Raw genomic sequence first — 17,016 nt, 5'->3', positions numbered from 1 at the left:
GCAAATTACCAGAACCAGGCGGCATCAGCCATTCCTTCGACCGGCGAGGATTGATGTCACAGGCGGGCCTCGATGGAAAACATCCTTGACCTCGAGCTGGCGATCGCGCGCAAGAAGCGGCTTCTGGCCGGAGGGCGGCCGATCGCGACCTTCTTGATGGAGCGCACCGCCGACGAGCTCGGCGAGCGGCTGGCGACGGTGGAGCGGCGCTTTGCCGACTGCGCCGCCATCCACTGCCTGACACCGCACGCCGCGCTGGCCATGCGCGCCTCGGGCCGCGCCGGCAATGTGAGCCGCATCGAGCCCGATCCGGTGTTTCTGGAAGGCGGCGCCGGGTTCGTCTCCGACGGCGAGCACCTGCCGCTCAAGCCCGAAAGCCTGGATCTCGCCGTGTCCCTGCTCGCGCTGCACGAGCTCAACGATCTGCCTGGCGCGCTGATCCAGATCCGCCGCGCCCTGCGCCCGGACGGCCTGTTTCTGGCCGCCTTCGCCGGCGCCGGCACGCTGGAGGAGTTGCGCCACTGCCTGCTGGTGGCCGAGACCGAAATCACCGGCGGCGCCAGCCCCCGGGTCCTGCCCTTCGCCGACGTCCGCGCGGCGGGCGCCTTGCTGCAGCGGGCTGGCTTCGCCCTGCCGGTCGCCGATATCGAAACCATCACCGTGCGTTATGCCGACATGTTCGCGCTGCTGCGCGACCTGCGGCAGATGGGTGCCACCAACACGCTGTTCGGCCGGCTGAAACGGCCGACCGGCAAGCAGGTGTTCCTGCGCGCGGCCGACCTCTATGCCGAGCGCTTTGCCGATCCGGACGGACGGCTGCGCGCCACCTTTTCGTTGATCTGGCTGTCGGGCTGGGCACCGGACGCCTCGCAGCCGAAACCGGCCAGGCCGGGGTCGGCGACGATGTCGCTCGCCCAGGCACTGAAGGACCAGGACGGGAAATAGAAGCCGGCGCGCCCTTCCGCCGCAAGCCCGATCTCCAGGCGCCCGAACCGTTTCTTAAAGGTTGTCCTTTATGCAGCGGAGGACGGAAAACGGAGAGTAAAGCGTGCGATTTTCCGCCGCCACAACTGCGGAACGGCTTTTGCCGGAGCGCCTGGCGCTCCGCGCGCGCCCGCTGCTGGGCCTCGTGGACTCCGTTCTTTCAGGCGCCGACGGGCGTGGCGAAGCCGGGCGCATGTCGCTGATCGCCTTCTTCATCCGCATCGTCAACGCCGTCATCGCCTTTGTCAGCCAGGTCCTGCTGGCGCGCTGGATGGGCAGTTTCGAATACGGGATCTTCGTCCTCGTCTGGGTCACGATGGTGATCGTCGGCAATCTCTCCTGCCTCGGCTTCCACACCTCGGTGATCCGTTTCATTCCCGAATATCGCGAAAAGGGACGTCTGGCCGAATTGCGCGGCATCCTCTTGGCCAGCCGGCTTTTCGTCCTGATCGCCTCCACGATCGTCGCCGCGATCGGCGCGATCGGCATCTGGCTGTTTGCCCCCTCGCTCGAATCCTACTACATCGTCCCCTTCTATCTCGGCATCGTCTGCCTGCCGATGATCTCGCTGTCCGACGCGCTCCAGGGCGTGTCGCGCGCCAATGCCTGGGCGATCTCCGCGCTTTCGCCGACCTATCTGATCCGGCCCGTGCTGATCCTGGCCTTCATGGGCGGCTCGCTCCTGGCCGGGTTCCAGCCCTCTGCAATCACGGCGATCATCGCGGCGATCATGGCCACCTACACCACCACCATCATCCAGCTCGTCTCGGTGACCGGACGGGTCGACCGACACATGGAGCCTGGTCCGCGCAAATTCCTGCTGCGCGAGTGGGTCCTGGTTTCGATGCCGATCTTCCTGGTCGAGAGCTTCTTCTTCCTGCTCACCAATGCCGACGTGCTGATGGTCGGCCGTTTCATGCCGCCGGACCAGGTCGCCGTCTATTTCGCGACGGTAAAGACCCTGGCGCTGGTGCATTTCGTCTATTTCGCCGTCAAGGCCGGCGTGGCCCAGCGTTACGCCAGCATCACCCATGCAGGCGACACCGAACTGCTGAGCGCCTTTGCGCGCGAGACCGCCTCGTGGACCTTCTGGCCGTCGCTGGCGATGGCGCTCGCCGTCCTCCTGCTCGGCAAGCCGATGCTGTCGCTGTTCGGGCCCGAATTCGTCGCCGGCTATCCGCTTTTGTTCGTGCTCGTCGGCGGCGTCGTGGCGCGCGCGGCGGTCGGTCCGGCCGAAAGCCTGCTCACCATGACCGGCAACCAGAATGTGTGCGCCCTGGTCTACGCCCTGGCGCTGTCGCTCAACATCGCGCTCAATTTCATGCTCATCCCCGAATTCGGGCTGTGGGGCGCGGCGATCGCGACGGCGATCGCGATGGCGTTCGAGGCGCTCGCCCTGTCCTTCACCGTATGGCGCCGCCTCGGCATCGTCATGCTGGTGTTTCTGCCGTCATCGCACGAAGCGCGAGGTTGATATGGCCGCCATTCCCCTGATCGAGGAAACCAGCGCCAGCGCGTCGAGCCCGCTGATCGCCAACCTTGCCGGCGTCAGCGGCGAAGCGCAGCAGCAGCTCGAGATCGAGACCCAGGGGCCCGGCGCGGCACCGCGCCGCCTGGCGATCTATCCGGCCTCGGCCGGTTTCGATCTCGTCGAGGAGCTGGACTTTCTGTGCGTGCGCACGGTCGAGCCCAATATTTTCTTCAATCCGCGCTTCCTGGCGCCGGCCATGCCCAGGCTGGAAGACCGCGAGGTGCGGCTGGCCGTCATTCGCGACGGCGACAGGGACAAGAACCGGCTACGCCTGCTGGTGCCCTTTTCCGTGGAGAAACCCGCGGTCCCGTTGAGCGTGCCGGTGATGCGCACCTGGTCGAGCCCGTTCGGCCCGCTCGGCACGCCGCTGGTCGATCGGGACGACCCCGTCGGGGTGCTCGAGGACTTTTTCTCGATGCTGGGCCGCAAGCACCTGAACCTGCCCAGGGTGCTGATCCTGCCCGATCTGCGCATGGACGGTCCGGTCGCCCGGCTGATCCGCACCGCCGCCATGGGGCTCGACCTGCCGGTGGTGACCACGTCGCGCAGCATGCGCCCCTTCCTCGACAGCGATCTCGATGCCGAGACCTATCTGCGCACAGCGCTCAAACCGCATCATTTCCGTGAATTCCGCCGCCTGAAACGCCGGCTCGCCGAAACCGGCGACCTCGTCTACTCGGTGGCGCGCCAGCCCGACGAGATCCGCAACGCGCTCGAGACCTTTCTGGCGCTGGAGGCTTCGGGCTGGAAGGGCCGCGAGCGCACCGCAATGGTGATCGACCGCTATCGCGCCGCCTTCGCGCGCGAGGCGATAAACCGGCTCGCGCAGCGCGACCTGTGCCGGATTCACACGCTCAGCCTCGACGGCACCGCGATCGCCAGCCTGATCGTGTTCGTCGAGGCGGGCCAGGCCTATACGTGGAAGACGGCCTATGACGAAAACCAAGCCGCCTTTTCTCCCGGCACGCTGCTGATGATCGAGGTCACGCGCCAGCACCTGGACGATCCCAATATCGAGGCGACCGATTCCTGTGCCGTGCCCGACCACCCGATCATGAGCCGCCTGTGGAGCGAACGGCGCGAAATGGGCACCATGGTCGTCGGCCTTGCGCCCGACACCGACCGCCTCGTGCGCCAGGCCGCCGGACAGATCCATTTGAACCGCGAGACCCGCAATCTGGCGCGCATCCTGCGCCGGCGCATCAAAGGACTGATCGGCAGGCGCTGAGCGCCCCTGGCGCGGGTCAGCCCGGATCGGATCGGGCCTCGCGGCGGGCGCGATCGCGAAAAATGCGCCGGATCACCTTGCCGGTGGTCGTCAGCGGCATCGAATCGACAAATTCGACCTCGCGCGGATATTCGTGCGCGGAAAGCCGTTCGCGCACCCACAGGCTGATCTCGGATTTGAGCGCCTCGGAAGGCACGTGCCCGTCCTTCAGCACCACGTAGGCCTTGACGATTTCGGTCCTGATCGGGTCCGGCTTGCCGACCGCCGCCGCCAGCGCCACCGCGGGATGGCCGGTCAGGCAGTCCTCGATCTCGCCCGGGCCGATCCGATAGCCGGCCGAGGTGATGACGTCGTCGTCGCGGCCGAAGAAGTGAACGTAGCCGTCCGCGTCGGCGATTCCCTGGTCGCCGGTCAGCATCCAGTCGCCGACGAATTTCTGCGCGGTCGCCTTCGGGTTCTGCCAATATTCCAGAAACATCACCGGGTCCGGACGCCGCACCGCGATCTGGCCTGCCTCGCCCACCGGGCGGGCATGGCCGTCATGGTCGACGATGGCGACCCGGTGACCGGGCACCGGCTTGCCGATCGCCCCGGCGCGGCTGACGCCGAGTGCCGCACAGGACGACAGCACCAGGTTGCATTCCGTCTGGCCGTAGAACTCGTTGATCGTCAGGCCGAGCGCGCCGCGCGCCCAGTCATAGGTTTCCCGTCCGAGCGCCTCGCCGCCCGAACCGACCGTACGCAGGCTGAGCGCGAACCGCTCGCGCACGCCGGACACCGTCTTCATCATCCTGAGCGCGGTCGGCGGAATGAAGGCGTTGCGCACCTGTCGGCGCGCCATCAGCGCGAACGCCGCCTCGGGATCGAATTTTTCCGCGCGCGACGACACGACCGGCACGCCGAGCAGCAGCCCCGGCAGGAGCACGTTGAGCAGGCCGCCGGCCCACGCCCAGTCGGCCGGCGTCCACAGCCGGTCGCCGGGTTGGGGCAGGAATTCGTGCGGCATCTGCACGCCCGGCACATGGCCGAGCAGCACCCGGTGGCCATGCAGCGCGCCCTTGGGCGGGCCGGTGGTGCCGGAAGTGAAGATCATCATCGCCGGATCGTCGGGGCCGGTCTCCTCGGCCTCGAAACGCGTCGATCCGCCCGCCACCAGGGTGGCGAAGGACCGGGCTCCTTCGCCGGCTTCGCCGGTCACGATCACGGTGTGCAGCGACGGCAGGCGCGCGCGCAGCGGCGCCAGCTTGGCCAGGCCGGCATGGTTGGTCACCACCGCCGACACCCCGGCCGTCTGCAGTCGGTACTCCAGCGCCTCGACGCCAAAAAGCAGCGCCAGCGGCACGGCGATGGCCCCGAGCTTGTAGATCGCGACATGGCTGATCGCGGTCTCGAAACTTTGCGGCAGGAGCAGCGCCACCCGGTCGCCGCGGGAAACGCCGAGCGCGCGCATGGCGTTGGCGAGCGCGTTCGAGCGCTCCGCGAGCCCGCGATAGCTCATCGTCGCCGCTTCGCCGCCGATGTCGTCGATCAGCGCGATCCGGTCCGGCGCCTGCGCCGCCCACGCATCGGCGACCGCCACGCCGATATTGAACCGGGCCGGGATGGACCAGCCGAACCCGGCGTAAAGCCGGTCGTACCCTTCGCCGCGTTCAAGCATCGTCCTCGGCATGCCCCGTTCGACATCGCAACACCCGCCCCGCAACGGAGCGGGACGGTCGGTTTTCGCAAACCTTGTCGACCCGGGGCAAGTTTAAAACGGCCAGCCGGTGGGGCATTACCGGCTGACCGTGCGGTTTTTTCCGCCAGCGCCGCACACTGGACGGTCACCGAGCGAAAATCACCGCAACCATCGTCGCCAGACCGCCCGCCACGCTGGCGACGGCTTCATGCGTCAACAGATCTGGCGACCGTCCTTGTAGATTTTGTAGCTGTATTTCTTCGAGCTGGCCGTGTTGTAGAGATTGCTGGAGCTTGAACAACCGTAGAATTTGACCGGCGGACTGCACTGGCGGCGGAAATTATAGATTACCGTGCAGCTTCCGATCATGACGTCATTACCAGCCATATCTCCCTTCCACTGGCCGTTCTGAAAAAACGACACTTTGTAGGAAGCCGCCTGGGCAACCGTGAGGCCGGAAAAAAGAGCCGCCACGGCCAACAGGAACATCTTGGATTTCATGCTCTTCCTCCATTGTGAGGAATCGCATCTTAAGTTCTTCAAGAAAACGGTAAATTAGTACGGATGTGCTAACGCCTGTCGAGGATCGTTGCGAAACGCCGAAGGCCGTCGGGCAGCCGTGTTCGCCGATGCAAAATGGTGCCCCTGGCCGAAACCGGCGAACCGTATCGAATTCTCGGAACAAGGGACGGCTATCTAGCAAAAGCAGCTATTTATACGCTTGCTCACTCCCGATACGGTGACAACTCGGTACACCTGGTGAGGTAGCCGAGCATGTACCGCCAGTCAAACCGCATCACGCCGTCATGGCAAGGAAGGCTTGGAAAGATTGGGAGGGCTGTGAGTGCCACGGCACCAACTGCGGGAGATCGGGCGCATGACGGCAAAGGCCATCCGCATTGCCTGTTGGAACGCTCAATGGCATCGCGCTTCATCACCGAAGGGCAGGGAAATACAGCAGCAATTGCTTGCGATTGGCGCAGATGTCATCTGTTGCCCCGAAGCGCACGTGAATTTTCTTCCGAGAAGTTGGCATGGCGCCTTCAGTGATCCAGACACAGGGTATCCGATCTGGGCGGGTCGGCGGAAGGTCACGCTGTGGAGCCGACATCCGTGGGTGGCGGTCGATGATCTCGGCTCTCCCGACCTCCCGAGCGGTAGGTTTGTGCGCGCTACTACGATGACCAGCCTAGGTGCACTTCAGGTGATCGGAATTTGCGTACCTTGGTCAGCTGCGCACGTGTCGGGTGGACGACGCGATCGCAAGAGGTGGGAGGACCATACCCGTTACCTTCGCGCCTTGAGATCGGTTCTCAGAGCATCTGAGGAGCGCGTCCCATCGATCCTGCTCGGCGACTTCAACCAGCGCATACCGCGCCATAGAGCCCCCATTTATGCCTACGAAGAACTGACCTCCGCTTTAGGCAGCTTTACGATCTGGACAACTGGTGAAGTCCGCGAACTCGACAGACAACCCCTCTGCCACATCGGCAGCTCGAAACATCTGTCAGCCGTTGGCGTCAAGGGGCTGTCCCGCCGGTCGAACGGGACGGAGCTTAGCGATCACGATGGGCTGGTTGTGGAACTCGTTCCCACCGGAGGCCCGGCACTCGAGAGCTGATGAGACTCGACCACAAGTCGACTGCAGTCTCTATGTCCGTTCCAAGGTGCCGAAGGCAACGGTCCGCCATCGCCCTCAGCGCAGAAGCGGAGGAGACTCGGGTCACATACGCTGGGTCCCTTGCCGGAACAATTCCAGCGCACTTGGGTTGGTTCCCTTCCTCTCGATCATGTTCACTTCGTCCCATGCCGCCGCAAAGATAGCTTCCGCCTCGGTATTCACCCGACCATAGTTGCGCCGGATCTTCGGGTCGGTCTTTCTCGGTCACAAAATAAACTCACCCTTTCCAAGAACGAGCGCAAATCCTTCGCAGGAACTGACCGTCGGTCGACCCTCCGATTGCCCTGGGTTTGCACGTGTGTCAGTTTCATTACCATCCCGGAGGCTCCCTGATGTACCCTCTTGGTGTATCTCGGGGAGCGTTCAAAACCTTGATGATCAAGGATTCCAAAGCTTCTTAGGCGGATGGTGGTGCCCCTGGCCGGGATCGAACCAGCACTCCTTGCGGAACGCGATTTTGAGTCGCGCGCGTCTACCAATTCCGCCACAGGGGCCCTCAGGCCGGCCGACCAAGGGCCGGACGGCTGCGGACTATACGGCCGAGGCCCCGTCCGTCAACTGCCCCGTGCCGGAAACCTTGTTTTCAAAAGGTGACGCCGACGGCGCGCAAACCGCTTCCATTTGCCGATGAAGGGCTCTAGAGCCTTTGCGGGTTGGATCGAACCATTCTGGCTCACAGGATTTTTCCATGCTTCGCCGCCTCTACGACTGGACCATGTCGCTGGCCGCCACGCGCGACGCCGAAAAGGCGCTTGCCGGCGTTTCCTTCATCGAAAGTTCGGTGTTTCCGATCCCGCCGGACGTTTTGCTGATACCGATGGTGCTTGCCGAACGCGCGAAATGGCTGCGCTACGCCGCGCTGTGCACGGTGGCCTCGGTGGCCGGCGCCTTGCTTGGCTACCTGATCGGCGCGTTCGTGTTCGAACTTCTCGGACAGCCGATCCTGGCCTTCTACGGCGCCGAGGATTCCTTTGCCAAGGTCCAGGGCTGGTATGACCGCTGGGGCGGCTGGGGGGTGCTGTTTGCCGCCGTCACGCCGTTCCCCTACAAGGTGCTGACGATCTTTTCCGGCTTCACCGGGCTGAATCTCGTGACCTTCCTGGTCGTGTCGATCATCGGACGCGGCCTGCGTTTCACTCTCGTCGCCTGGCTGCTCTACCGTTTCGGCGAACCGATCCGCACCTTCATCGAACGCAATCTCGGCCTTCTTTTCACCCTTTTCATGGTGCTCCTGATCGGCGGTTTCGTCGCCGTGAAATATGTCTTCTGATCCCATGGCCCGCACAAACACCAACGGCTCCGGCGCGCTTGCCGCCACGGCGTTTTTTCTGTTCGCCGCGATGGCTGCCGTCGTCGGCGGTGCGCTCGGCTTCGAGCATCTGGGCGGTTACATTCCCTGCAAGCTGTGCCTGGAACAGCGCATGCCCTACTATATCGGCGTGCCGTTGATGGCCGGCGCCGGCGCCGCCGCGCTGATGCGCGCGCCTGGCTGGATCGTAAGGCTGCTGATCGCGGCCGGCGGTCTCCTGATGCTCTACGGGCTCTATCTCGCCATCTACCATTCCGGCGTCGAATGGGGCTGGTGGGCCGGCCCGGCCGATTGCGGCGTGGTCGCCGCCCCGCCCTCGAGCGAAGGCGGCATTCTCGACGCAATCAACACCGTTATCCCGCCCTCCTGCGACAAGGCCGCGCTCCGGGTGCTGGGCCTGTCCTTCGCGGGATGGAACGCGATCGCCAGCCTGGCGCTCGCCATTGTCGCGCTGCGCGCCGCGGCAAGGGGCACAAGCCGCCAAGCGTGATTGGCCGGCCGGCTTGCGTCTTGCCGCCCGGGCAATGGCGTGCTTGCATCACCTGGGCGAAATCTTATATCGGCCTTCGAAGCGAGGACGACCTCCCCCATCCGGGATTTATGTTCGGGACGGCCCGAAACACGAAATGGGGGCATGATGCGCACCACCGGGGACCGTATTCGTCACGCGATCAGCTTCGAGATTGTCGGTCTGATCATCGTCACGCCGCTTGGCGGCTGGTTTTTTAACTTGCCGATCCACGACATCGGCATCGTCGCGCTTGTCAGCGCCACGATCGCCACCTTGTGGAACTACGCCTACAATCTCTTGTTCGACCACGCGATGCTGCGCCTCGCGGGCGATGTTCGCAAATCGCCGGCGATACGGGTCGTGCATGCGGTATTTTTCGAGATCGGGCTTCTTTTGGTGCTGCTGCCGTTCATTGCCTGGTATCTCGGCGTCGGCGTGCTGCAGGCCTTGATGATGGACGTCTCGTTCGCCCTTTTCTACATGGTCTACGCGTTCGTCTTCAACTGGGTGTATGATCTGGTGTTTCCGCTGCCGGCCGCGACGCCTGCTCCGCAAGAAACGGGCGCACGGCGCTGAGACCGCCGGCGACGACACTGCGGCTGCAAACCTACGGTTCCAACTCGACGTCCCAATAGAGATAGTCCATCCAGCTTTCGTGCAGATGGTTGGGCGGAAACAGGCGACCGTTATTGTGCAGATCGTGGACCGTCGGCTGAAAAGGGGTCTGGGTCGGCCACATGCGCGCCTGGGCCGGCATCATGCCGCCTTTCTTCAGGTTGCAGGGCGAGCATGCCGCGACCACGTTTTCCCAGGTCGTGGCCCCGCCGCAACGGCGCGGCACGACATGATCGAAGGTCAGGTCCTCGCGCGCGCCGCAATATTGGCACTGGAAACGATCGCGCAGGAAGACGTTGAACCGGGTAAAGGCGGGATGGCGCGACGGCTTCACGTAGGCCTTCAGGCAAACCACGCTGGGCACCCGCATCGAGAACGACGGCGATGACACGGCATGGTCGTACTCGGCGACGATGTTGACCCGGTCGAGGAACACCGCCTTGATAGCGTCCTGCCACGACCACAGCGACAGGGGAAAGTAGCTGAGCGGGCGGTAGTCGGCGTTGAGCACCAGGGCCGGCAGACTGTCCGGCGACACCGAAATCGTCACGTCCGTCGTCTCCTTTCCTGAGGACCTGAACGGCGCGGATAATCTAAGCGACACATGTCAGGAATGTGAAGCGGCTATATGCGGCAACTGTTGCCGGAATGCCGCGCAAAGCCCCTAACGTGCCGTTGTCGCGGGTTTGACGGCCGCCGGCAGCGCGTCGCGCCCCTTCATTTCTCGATAATAGGCCCAAAACAGGCGTGCCGCGACACCGCGCCAGGGACGCCATGATTCGGCGATTTCGGCCAGGGCCCGCGCGCTCGGCCGCGGATCGATCGCCAAAGCGTGCCCGACGGCACTTTGCAGCGCCACGTCGCCGGACGGAAAGACATCGGGATGGCCCGACGCGAACAGCAGATAGACCTCGGCCGTCCACGGGCCGATGCCGTGCAGCGCCGTCATCCGCGCGATCGCCTGTTCGGCGTCAAGCCGGCAAGCCGCGTCGAGATCGAACCCGTTTTCCGCGAACGCGCCGGCAACGGCGCGCAGCGTTTTCTGCTTCGGCCGGGACAGGCCCGCCTGGCGAAAAAGATCGTCGCCCGCCGCCGCCAGGGCCTGCGGCGTCATCGGCTGCACGAGGCCGGCAAGACGTGCGAAGATCGCGTCGGCGCTGGCGCGCGAGACCTGTTGCGACACGATGATCGACACCAGGCTTTCAAAGCCCGGCTCGACCCGGCGCAGCGGCACCTCTCCGGCAACGGCCCGCACCCCCCGCAAGCGCGGATCGCGCGCGCACAGTGCCTCCAGGCCCGCCTCGACGTCGTCCAGAACGTTGATGCGGCGCACGGCTTTTCCTTCCGCCAAAGCCGGAGCCCGCCGACGACCCGCATTGGCCACGGGTCCGGCTTCAAGGCCTTTGCGGCTCGATTGACCCTTGCGGCACGCGGAAAACGCCCGTCGCGCCCATTCCGGTTTGTCGTGCGATAGTCTAGCAATCACCCTCATGTCCGTCCAACCGCCGCCGACAGGTTCATGACAGGTCCCGTCTTCCGCTTCGCGCCGAGCCCGAATGGCGCGCTGCATCTGGGCCACGCCTATTCGGCGCTGCTCAACGCCGATCTGTGCGCGGCGGCCGGCGGACGCATGCTGTTGCGCATGGAAGACATCGACACCGAACGCTGCCGGCCCGAATACGAGGCCGCTATCCTGGCGGATCTCGACTGGCTCGGCCTGTCATGGGAAGAGCCGGTGCGCCGGCAATCGGACCATTTTTGCGACTATCGCGACGCGCTCGACCGGCTGATCGACGCGGAACTGGTCTATCCCGCCTTCATGAGCCGGGGCGAGGTCCGCGCCTTCATCGCCGAGACCGAAACCGGGCACGAACCCTGGCCGCGCGATCCCGACGGCGCACCCCTCTATCCGCCGGGCGACAGGTCGCTGTCGTCGAAAGAGCGGGCAAGGCGCATGGCCGACGGACAGGCCTTTTCCTGGCGCCTCGACATGCAGGCTGCGCTGGACCGGGTTGCCGGGCCGCTCGAATGGAGCGAGGCCGGCGGAGGACCGGCCGGCGAAACCGGGCGCGTGCGCGCCGAGCCGGGCGCCTGGGGCGATGTCGTGCTGGCGCGCCGGGACAGTCCGGCAAGCTACAATCTGTGCGTGGTCGTCGACGACGCCATCCAGGGCGTCGGCCAAGTCGTGCGCGGGCGCGACCTGTTTTACGCGACCGCCGTGCACCGCCTGTTGCAGGACCTGCTCGGCCTGCCCGTCCCGGCCTATCTGCATCACGACCTCGTCCTCGACGCCGACGGGCGCAAACTGTCGAAAAGCCGGGGCGACACGGCCTTGGGGGCGCTGCGCGCCGGTGGCGCGCGGCCCGGCGATATCAGGCGGATGGTCGGCTTGCCGCGCGCGGCCGGCGCTTCCGCGCTCAGATCCGGCGAATGACGCCCTTGACCAGGAGAAGAAACAGCAGGATGACAAAGGCTCCGCCCAATCCGGCAAAGGCCGCGTCCTGCACCTGGCGCAGGCTGACGCCGTAGGCATTGACCGCATAGATCGACGCGAAGAAGCCGCCGGTCAGGACCGCCATCGTGCCGAACGGGCCGAAACCGTCGCGGCCGATGATGGCGTTGAGCGCCAGCGCGAAAATGAAGGACAGGATGCACACCGTGCCAACGGCCATGAACAGCCAGCCGAAACTGAGATTCCAGATCATCTTTTGATCTCCGTATCCGCGCACCGCCACACTGGATCGGTGGAAAGCGGCGTCTGGAGCCTAGTCGAAATTGCTTTCCAATTGCTTAGGCTCGGGTTCTTGACGCGACGCCCGCGATCAGATCAAGCCGGACGGATCCCCGACCGGCTTCGCCGACAAGGACAAACAAGACCATGCCCATGTCACGCCTCGCGCCCGCCCTGTTCGTCGTCCTGTGGGCGACCGGATTCATCGGCGCGCGTTACGCCATGCCCTGGTCGGAGCCGTTCGGCTTCCTGGCGGTGCGCTCGGCGATCACCTTCCTGCTTCTGGCCGCCATGCTGCCGCTGCTCGGGGCCGCCCGGCTGCGCGCCGGGGCCCAGGCCTGGCATTCCATGGTCGCCGGCATGCTGATGCACGGCATCTATCTCGGCGGGGTGTTCTGGGCCATCCGCAACGGCCTGCCGGCGGGGTTGACGGCCCTGATCGTCGGCCTCCAGCCGCTGATCACCGCCATCATGGCCGGCGTTTTCCTGGGAGAACGGATCATGCCCCGCCACTGGCTCGGGCTCGCCATCGGCTTTGCCGGCGTGGCGATCGTGCTCGCCCCCAAGCTCGGCTCGATCGGCGGCGGCGTCACGCCGGTCAATCTCGCGGCCGCGTTCCTCGCCGTCATCGGCATGGCCGCGGGCACGGTCTGGCAAAAGCGCTTCGTCACCGATCTCGATCTGGCCACCGGCGCGCTCTACCAATATCTCGGCGCCACCCTGTTGACGGCCCTGGTCGCGTTTGCCTTCGAAACCGGGACCTTCGTCGTCACCGGCGAGTTGATCTTCGCCTTCGCCTGGCTGGTGCTGGTGTTGTCGATCGGCGCGATCTTCCTGCTGATGTATCTGTTGCGCCAGGGCGAGGTGTCGAAAGTGGCGTCGCTGTTCTACCTGGTTCCGGCGGTCACCGCCCTGTTGGCCTGGGCGCTGTTCGGCGAGGAACTCTCCCCGGTGCAGATCGCGGGCATGGCGATCGCGGCCGCCGGCGTCGGGCTGGCGACCGCTCAGCCGCGAATGCGCGCCCGGGCCTCGCGATAGCGTCGAATGGCGGCGTTGAACTCGCCGCCCAGGATGAAGATCACCGACACGATATAAAGGAAGATCACCGCGATCATGATCGAGGCAAGCCCGGCATAGGTCGACACATAGGTCGAAAACCGCTCCAGATAGGCCGCAAACAGCGTCGAGCCGATCAGCCAGCCGATCAGGGTGAGCACGATGCCCGGGATCACGTCCTGGAAACGCCGCTTGCTGGCCGGCAGCCAGAAATGCACCGCCACCAGGCCGACGACGATCACCGACGAGGCGATGACGTAGCGCCACAGCGTGATGGTGCCCATATAGGGGCCGATCCAGGAAAATTGCCGCTCGGCGATGCGCGCGGCCAGCGGCGCCAGCACCAGGAGCACGCTGATCGCCAGGAAGCCCATCGTCGCGATCAGCACGAAGGCGAAGCTTTGCAGCCGCCGGTAGATGAACGAGCGCGTCTCCGTCACGCGATAGGCCCGGTTGAGCGAAACGCGCAGCGCCTCGATGCCGTTGGAGGCAAACAGCGCCGCCGCGATCACGCTGACGGTCAGGAAATCGCCGCGCTGGACGGTCAAGACGTTGAAGACTTCGCGCGCGATCGGTTCGGCGATCTCCTGCGGCCAGGTATCGAAGACCAGGTGGACCGCCGTCTCGGCAAACGCGCTCGCGCCCAGAAAGCTCGCCAGCGCGGTGGCGAAGATCAGGAAGGGAAACAGCGCCATCAGCGCCGACAGCGCGAGATGGCTGGCCATCGACCAGCCGTCATCGGCGTCGAAATGGCCAACGGCGTCGTTCAGGATGCGTCGCGCGGCGACGATTCTGCGCATAAATCCTTCCCACGATTGTTTCCCGCCCCCGAATATGTGAAGCCTCCGGCGCTATTGGCAAGCCGTGTTTGTCGCCGCAAGAGGATTTGGGCCGGATGGAGGACGCACGCACGATCGTCGTGACCGGAGCCTCGAGCGGCATCGGCGCCCATTGCGCGCACGCCCTTTCCGGGCGCGGATGGCGGGTTTTCGCGACCGCGCGCAAGCCGGCCGACATCGCCGCGCTCGAGGCCGCCGGCATCGAGAGTTTTTACCTCGATTACCGCCAGCCCGACTCGATCGCCGCCCTGGCCGACGCCGTCCTCGGCAGGACGGGCGGGCGCATCGACGCCCTGTTCAACAACGGCGCCTACGCCCAGCCCGGCGCCGTCGAGGACCTCCCCGTCGCGGCGCTGCGCAAGCAGTTCGAGGCCAATTTCTTCGGCTGGCACGATCTCACGCGCCGTCTGGTGCCGGCGATGCGTCGGCAGGGCCGGGGCCGGGTCGTCCATTGCTCGTCGATCCTCGGCCTGGTTCCCGCCTCCTATCGCGGCGCCTATGTCGCGTCGAAATACGCGCTCGAGGGGCTGATGCTGTGCCTGCGCGCCGAATTGGCCGGCTCCGGCATCCACGTCGCGCTGATCGAGCCCGGCCCGATCCGCTCGCGCTTCGCCAGCACCGCGCTGGGCTGGTTCGAGAAGACCGTGATCGTGGAAAATTCGCCGCACCGCGACGCCTACCGCGCCCAGCTCGCCCGCATGCGCGCCGGTGGCACCCAGTCCCGGTTCAAGCTGGGGCCCGAGGCGGTGATGGCCGTCTTGGCGCACGCGCTCGACAGCCCGCGCCCGAAACCGCATTATCCCGTCACCCTGCCGGCCAGGACGGGGCTGCTGTTGAAGCGGCTCCTGCCCGCCTCCTTGTTCTACCGCGTCGTGGCGCGCCAATCCTAGGCGCGCCACGGCCGCACCGCCTTTTTCGGAGAAACGCCCATGTCTTCCGTCTTCAACGTCCTTGCCATCGTCTTCATGGTCGCGGTCGCCTTCGTGCTCGTGCGCGGGCTGATCAACATGATGCGCGGCGGGTCGGGCAGCACCTCCAACAAGCTGATGCAGGCACGGGTTATCCTGCAGTTCATAGCGCTCGTGTTCATCGTGCTGGCGCTTTATTTCAGCCGCGGCTGAGCCCGGCGCCGATCACGAAACCCCGTTGTCCGACGACAAGGAAAGGGCGCAACGAACATGGTCAAGCTCAACAAGATCTACACCCGCACCGGCGACGACGGCACCACCGGCCTGGTAAGCGGGGCGCGCCGGCCGAAATCCGACCCGCGCATCGAGGCCTTCGGCGCGGTCGACGAGGCCAATGCCTGCGTCGGCCTCGCCCGGCTCCATACCGGGCGCGATCACGCCGAAATCGACGCCATGCTGGCCCGCGTGCAGAACGATCTGTTCGATCTCGGCGCCGATCTGGCCACCCCCGACACCGGCGCCAAGGTCGAATTCGAGCCGCTGCGCATCGTCGCCTCCCAGGTGACGCGCCTCGAAGGCGAGATCGACGAGCTCAACGCCGCGCTTGCGCCGTTGCGCTCCTTCATCCTGCCCGGCGGCGCGCCGGCGGCCGCGCATCTGCACCTGGCCCGCACCGTCACCCGGCGCGCCGAGCGGTTGATGGTCGCGCTGTCGTCGATGCCGGACGAAACCGTCGGCCCGCAGGCACTGCGCTACATCAACCGGTTGTCCGATTTTCTGTTCGTGGCCGCCCGCGCGGTCAATGACAACGGCGCGACCGACGTGTTATGGGTGCCGGGGGCAAATCGTTGACGGTGGGGGGCCGGCGATGTTCATTCCGCTGCACGACGCCAACAGCCTGAAACATATCAAGCTTCAATATGTCACGATCGCGCTGATCGCGATAAACGTGCTGGTCTATTTCCTCACCGCCCTGTCCGACACCACCATGCACGCAGCCGCCTACGGCCTGGGTTATGTGCCGGCGGTGGTCAACGATGTCGCCGAATTGCCGCCGCAACTGGTGCTGGTGCCGGAGGACCTGACCTATCTCACCTACGCCTTCCTGCACGGCAATATCTTCCATCTCGGCGGCAACATGCTGTTCTTGTGGGTGTTCGGCGACAATGTCGAGGACGCGCTCGGCCATTGGCGTTTCCTGATCTTCTATCTCGCCTGCGCCGTCGCCGGCGCCTGGCTGCACGGCGCGATCGCGCCGTCCTCCGAAGCGCCGCTGATCGGCGCGTCGGGCGCGGTCGCAGGCATCGTCGCCGCCTATCTGATCCTGCATCCGCGCGTCAAATTGTGGGTGCTGGCCTTCGGCCGCATCCCGCTGCGCATTCCTGCCTTCATCCCGCTCATCCTGTGGGTGCTGTTCCAGTTCGCCATGCTGGTGATCGGCGGCGATTCCCAGGTCTCGTGGGGCGCCCATGTCGGCGGCATCGTCGCCGGTGCCGGGCTGGTGCTGATCATGCGCCGCCGCGGCGTCCCGCTGTTCGACCGCGCGATCGTACCCCCAGAAGCCGTCAAGACCGCCGAAACCACGGCGCCCGATGGTCCCGCCGTCACCGACAAGCCACGCTGGGGCCGGCAATAGCGGGCTCGTCTCGCGATAATATTGACGTGAACGTCAATCGCCACTAGACCCCATGGCGGCCGGTCGCCGCGCGATCCCATCCCGGACCACGCCGGTTTTTCGGGATGCATGTCGGCATCGGACTAGCCGAAACGGCCGCGCAAATGGTAAAGGCCGCGAAATCCGATCCATCAGAAAGGTTTTGAGCGCATGAAAGTCCTCGTCCCGGTCAAGCGTGTGATCGACGCGAATGTTAAGCCGCGTGTTAAGGCCGACGGCTCGGGCGTCGAGCTTTCGAACGTGAAGATGTCGATGAACCCTTTTGACGAG

The 17,016-nt window shown here is 65.4% G+C and carries 19 protein-coding genes, 1 tRNA gene and 1 pseudogene; 14 read left to right on the top strand and 7 right to left on the bottom strand.

Annotated features, from left to right (window positions below; all coding sequences use genetic code 11):
* Window positions 1–72 precede the first annotated feature (72 nt).
* From C7T96_RS22325 to C7T96_RS22315, 3 genes are all read left to right on the top strand, one after another.
* The gene (locus C7T96_RS22325; protein ID WP_106573473.1) at window positions 73–945 is read left to right on the top strand and encodes a methyltransferase domain-containing protein; all 873 of its coding nucleotides are present in this window, start codon (window positions 73–75) and stop codon (window positions 943–945) included.
* A 103-nt stretch (window positions 946–1,048) separates the two neighbouring features.
* The gene (locus tag C7T96_RS22320) at window positions 1,049–2,458 is read left to right on the top strand and encodes a lipopolysaccharide biosynthesis protein (RefSeq protein ID WP_106573472.1); all 1,410 of its coding nucleotides are present in this window, start codon (window positions 1,049–1,051) and stop codon (window positions 2,456–2,458) included.
* 1 nt (window position 2,459) lies between these two features.
* Window positions 2,460–3,743: a GNAT family N-acetyltransferase gene (locus C7T96_RS22315; RefSeq protein WP_106573471.1), complete on the top strand. Its 1,284-nt coding sequence runs from the start codon at window positions 2,460–2,462 to the stop codon at window positions 3,741–3,743.
* A 16-nt stretch (window positions 3,744–3,759) separates the two neighbouring features.
* On the opposite strand, the gene C7T96_RS22310 is transcribed toward C7T96_RS22315, so the two are convergent.
* Both C7T96_RS22310 and C7T96_RS22305 read right to left on the bottom strand, forming a co-directional pair.
* On the bottom strand, window positions 3,760–5,400 hold the full coding sequence (locus C7T96_RS22310; RefSeq protein ID WP_106573470.1) for an AMP-binding protein: 1,641 nt from the start codon (window positions 5,398–5,400) through the stop codon (window positions 3,760–3,762).
* 234 nt (window positions 5,401–5,634) lie between these two features.
* On the bottom strand, window positions 5,635–5,922 hold the full coding sequence (locus C7T96_RS22305; protein WP_106573469.1) for a hypothetical protein: 288 nt from the start codon (window positions 5,920–5,922) through the stop codon (window positions 5,635–5,637).
* 376 nt (window positions 5,923–6,298) lie between these two features.
* On the opposite strand from C7T96_RS22305, the gene C7T96_RS23965 reads away from it, so the two are divergent.
* A complete protein-coding gene (locus C7T96_RS23965; RefSeq protein ID WP_146149225.1) occupies window positions 6,299–7,042 on the top strand; it encodes an endonuclease/exonuclease/phosphatase family protein in 744 nt (247 codons plus the stop codon).
* 469 nt (window positions 7,043–7,511) lie between these two features.
* Here C7T96_RS23965 and C7T96_RS22300 read toward each other — a convergent pair.
* A tRNA-Leu gene (locus C7T96_RS22300) sits at window positions 7,512–7,596 on the bottom strand.
* Window positions 7,597–7,790: 194 nt separating this feature from the next.
* Between C7T96_RS22300 and C7T96_RS22295 the strand changes: the two genes are divergently transcribed.
* The 3 genes from C7T96_RS22295 to C7T96_RS22285 all read left to right on the top strand — a co-directional run bounded on the left by C7T96_RS22295 (window position 7,791) and on the right by C7T96_RS22285 (window position 9,498).
* A complete protein-coding gene (locus C7T96_RS22295) occupies window positions 7,791–8,372 on the top strand; it encodes a YqaA family protein (protein WP_106573468.1) in 582 nt (193 codons plus the stop codon).
* A gap of 4 nt (window positions 8,373–8,376) precedes the next feature.
* The gene (locus C7T96_RS22290; protein ID WP_106573467.1) at window positions 8,377–8,901 is read left to right on the top strand and encodes a disulfide bond formation protein B; all 525 of its coding nucleotides are present in this window, start codon (window positions 8,377–8,379) and stop codon (window positions 8,899–8,901) included.
* A 147-nt stretch (window positions 8,902–9,048) separates the two neighbouring features.
* Window positions 9,049–9,498, top strand: a complete 450-nt coding sequence (locus C7T96_RS22285) for a PACE efflux transporter (protein WP_106573492.1) — start codon at window positions 9,049–9,051, stop codon at window positions 9,496–9,498.
* 31 nt (window positions 9,499–9,529) lie between these two features.
* Here C7T96_RS22285 and C7T96_RS22280 read toward each other — a convergent pair whose 3' ends face one another.
* Window positions 9,530–10,087 carry an HNH endonuclease gene (locus C7T96_RS22280; protein ID WP_106573466.1) on the bottom strand — a complete coding sequence of 186 codons (558 nt, stop codon included), beginning with the start codon at window positions 10,085–10,087 and terminating at the stop codon, window positions 9,530–9,532.
* 114 nt (window positions 10,088–10,201) lie between these two features.
* Window positions 10,202–10,870 carry a DNA-3-methyladenine glycosylase gene (locus C7T96_RS22275; protein WP_106573465.1) on the bottom strand — a complete coding sequence of 223 codons (669 nt, stop codon included), beginning with the start codon at window positions 10,868–10,870 and terminating at the stop codon, window positions 10,202–10,204.
* A 186-nt stretch (window positions 10,871–11,056) separates the two neighbouring features.
* On the opposite strand from C7T96_RS22275, the gene gluQRS reads away from it, so the two are divergent.
* On the top strand, window positions 11,057–11,971 hold the full coding sequence (gene gluQRS, locus C7T96_RS22270) for a tRNA glutamyl-Q(34) synthetase GluQRS (RefSeq protein ID WP_106573464.1): 915 nt from the start codon (window positions 11,057–11,059) through the stop codon (window positions 11,969–11,971).
* Here the strand turns inward: gluQRS and C7T96_RS22265 are convergent.
* Complete coding sequence (locus C7T96_RS22265; RefSeq protein WP_106573463.1) at window positions 11,955–12,242, bottom strand: hypothetical protein; 288 nt, start codon at window positions 12,240–12,242, stop codon at window positions 11,955–11,957. The two genes, gluQRS and C7T96_RS22265, sit on opposite strands and share 17 nt — an antisense overlap.
* A 173-nt stretch (window positions 12,243–12,415) precedes the next feature.
* Between C7T96_RS22265 and C7T96_RS22260 the strand changes: the two genes are divergently transcribed.
* On the top strand, window positions 12,416–13,306 hold the full coding sequence (locus tag C7T96_RS22260; protein ID WP_106573462.1) for a DMT family transporter: 891 nt from the start codon (window positions 12,416–12,418) through the stop codon (window positions 13,304–13,306).
* Here the strand turns inward: C7T96_RS22260 and C7T96_RS22255 are convergent.
* Entirely contained in the window at window positions 13,273–14,124 is an 852-nt protein-coding gene (locus tag C7T96_RS22255; protein WP_106573461.1) for a YihY/virulence factor BrkB family protein, read from the bottom strand. The genes C7T96_RS22260 and C7T96_RS22255 overlap by 34 nt on opposite strands.
* A 95-nt stretch (window positions 14,125–14,219) precedes the next feature.
* Between C7T96_RS22255 and C7T96_RS22250 the strand changes: the two genes are divergently transcribed.
* The 5 genes and pseudogenes from C7T96_RS22250 to C7T96_RS22230 all read left to right on the top strand — a co-directional run.
* Entirely contained in the window at window positions 14,220–15,053 is an 834-nt protein-coding gene (locus tag C7T96_RS22250) for an SDR family oxidoreductase (protein ID WP_106573460.1), read from the top strand.
* Window positions 15,054–15,092: 39 nt separating this feature from the next.
* On the top strand, window positions 15,093–15,284 hold the full coding sequence (locus C7T96_RS22245; protein WP_106573459.1) for a twin transmembrane helix small protein: 192 nt from the start codon (window positions 15,093–15,095) through the stop codon (window positions 15,282–15,284).
* Window positions 15,285–15,341: 57 nt separating this feature from the next.
* On the top strand, window positions 15,342–15,923 hold the full coding sequence (locus tag C7T96_RS22240; protein ID WP_106573458.1) for a cob(I)yrinic acid a,c-diamide adenosyltransferase: 582 nt from the start codon (window positions 15,342–15,344) through the stop codon (window positions 15,921–15,923).
* A 16-nt stretch (window positions 15,924–15,939) separates the two neighbouring features.
* The gene (locus C7T96_RS22235) at window positions 15,940–16,707 is read left to right on the top strand and encodes a rhomboid family intramembrane serine protease (protein WP_106573457.1); all 768 of its coding nucleotides are present in this window, start codon (window positions 15,940–15,942) and stop codon (window positions 16,705–16,707) included.
* Between the two features lie 189 nt (window positions 16,708–16,896).
* Window positions 16,897–17,016: pseudogene (locus tag C7T96_RS22230) on the top strand (electron transfer flavoprotein subunit beta/FixA family protein); the annotation flags it as partial.

It is taken from the genome of Nitratireductor sp. StC3, assembly GCF_003015025.1.
Classification (GTDB): domain Bacteria; phylum Pseudomonadota; class Alphaproteobacteria; order Rhizobiales; family Rhizobiaceae; genus Mangrovimarina; species Mangrovimarina alexandrii.
The sequence above is the reverse complement of the archived record's forward strand: the minus strand, read 5'-3'. Positions and strand labels throughout refer to the sequence as shown.

Coding starts and splice junctions, on each gene's coding strand:
- C7T96_RS22295 (WP_106573468.1), top strand. CDS start 7,791: ATGCTTCGCCGCCTCTACGACTGGACCATGTCGCTGGCCGCCACGCGC.
- C7T96_RS22265 (WP_106573463.1), bottom strand. CDS start 12,242: ATGATCTGGAATCTCAGTTTCGGCTGGCTGTTCATGGCCGTTGGCACG.
- C7T96_RS22235 (WP_106573457.1), top strand. CDS start 15,940: ATGTTCATTCCGCTGCACGACGCCAACAGCCTGAAACATATCAAGCTT.
- C7T96_RS22255 (WP_106573461.1), bottom strand. CDS start 14,124: ATGCGCAGAATCGTCGCCGCGCGACGCATCCTGAACGACGCCGTTGGC.
- C7T96_RS22325 (WP_106573473.1), top strand. CDS start 73: ATGGAAAACATCCTTGACCTCGAGCTGGCGATCGCGCGCAAGAAGCGG.
- gluQRS (WP_106573464.1), top strand. CDS start 11,057: ATGACAGGTCCCGTCTTCCGCTTCGCGCCGAGCCCGAATGGCGCGCTG.
- C7T96_RS22250 (WP_106573460.1), top strand. CDS start 14,220: ATGGAGGACGCACGCACGATCGTCGTGACCGGAGCCTCGAGCGGCATC.
- C7T96_RS22245 (WP_106573459.1), top strand. CDS start 15,093: ATGTCTTCCGTCTTCAACGTCCTTGCCATCGTCTTCATGGTCGCGGTC.
- C7T96_RS22315 (WP_106573471.1), top strand. CDS start 2,460: ATGGCCGCCATTCCCCTGATCGAGGAAACCAGCGCCAGCGCGTCGAGC.
- C7T96_RS22285 (WP_106573492.1), top strand. CDS start 9,049: ATGCGCACCACCGGGGACCGTATTCGTCACGCGATCAGCTTCGAGATT.
- C7T96_RS22240 (WP_106573458.1), top strand. CDS start 15,342: ATGGTCAAGCTCAACAAGATCTACACCCGCACCGGCGACGACGGCACC.
- C7T96_RS22290 (WP_106573467.1), top strand. CDS start 8,377: ATGGCCCGCACAAACACCAACGGCTCCGGCGCGCTTGCCGCCACGGCG.
- C7T96_RS22310 (WP_106573470.1), bottom strand. CDS start 5,400: ATGCTTGAACGCGGCGAAGGGTACGACCGGCTTTACGCCGGGTTCGGC.
- C7T96_RS23965 (WP_146149225.1), top strand. CDS start 6,299: ATGACGGCAAAGGCCATCCGCATTGCCTGTTGGAACGCTCAATGGCAT.
- C7T96_RS22260 (WP_106573462.1), top strand. CDS start 12,416: ATGCCCATGTCACGCCTCGCGCCCGCCCTGTTCGTCGTCCTGTGGGCG.
- C7T96_RS22305 (WP_106573469.1), bottom strand. CDS start 5,922: ATGAAATCCAAGATGTTCCTGTTGGCCGTGGCGGCTCTTTTTTCCGGC.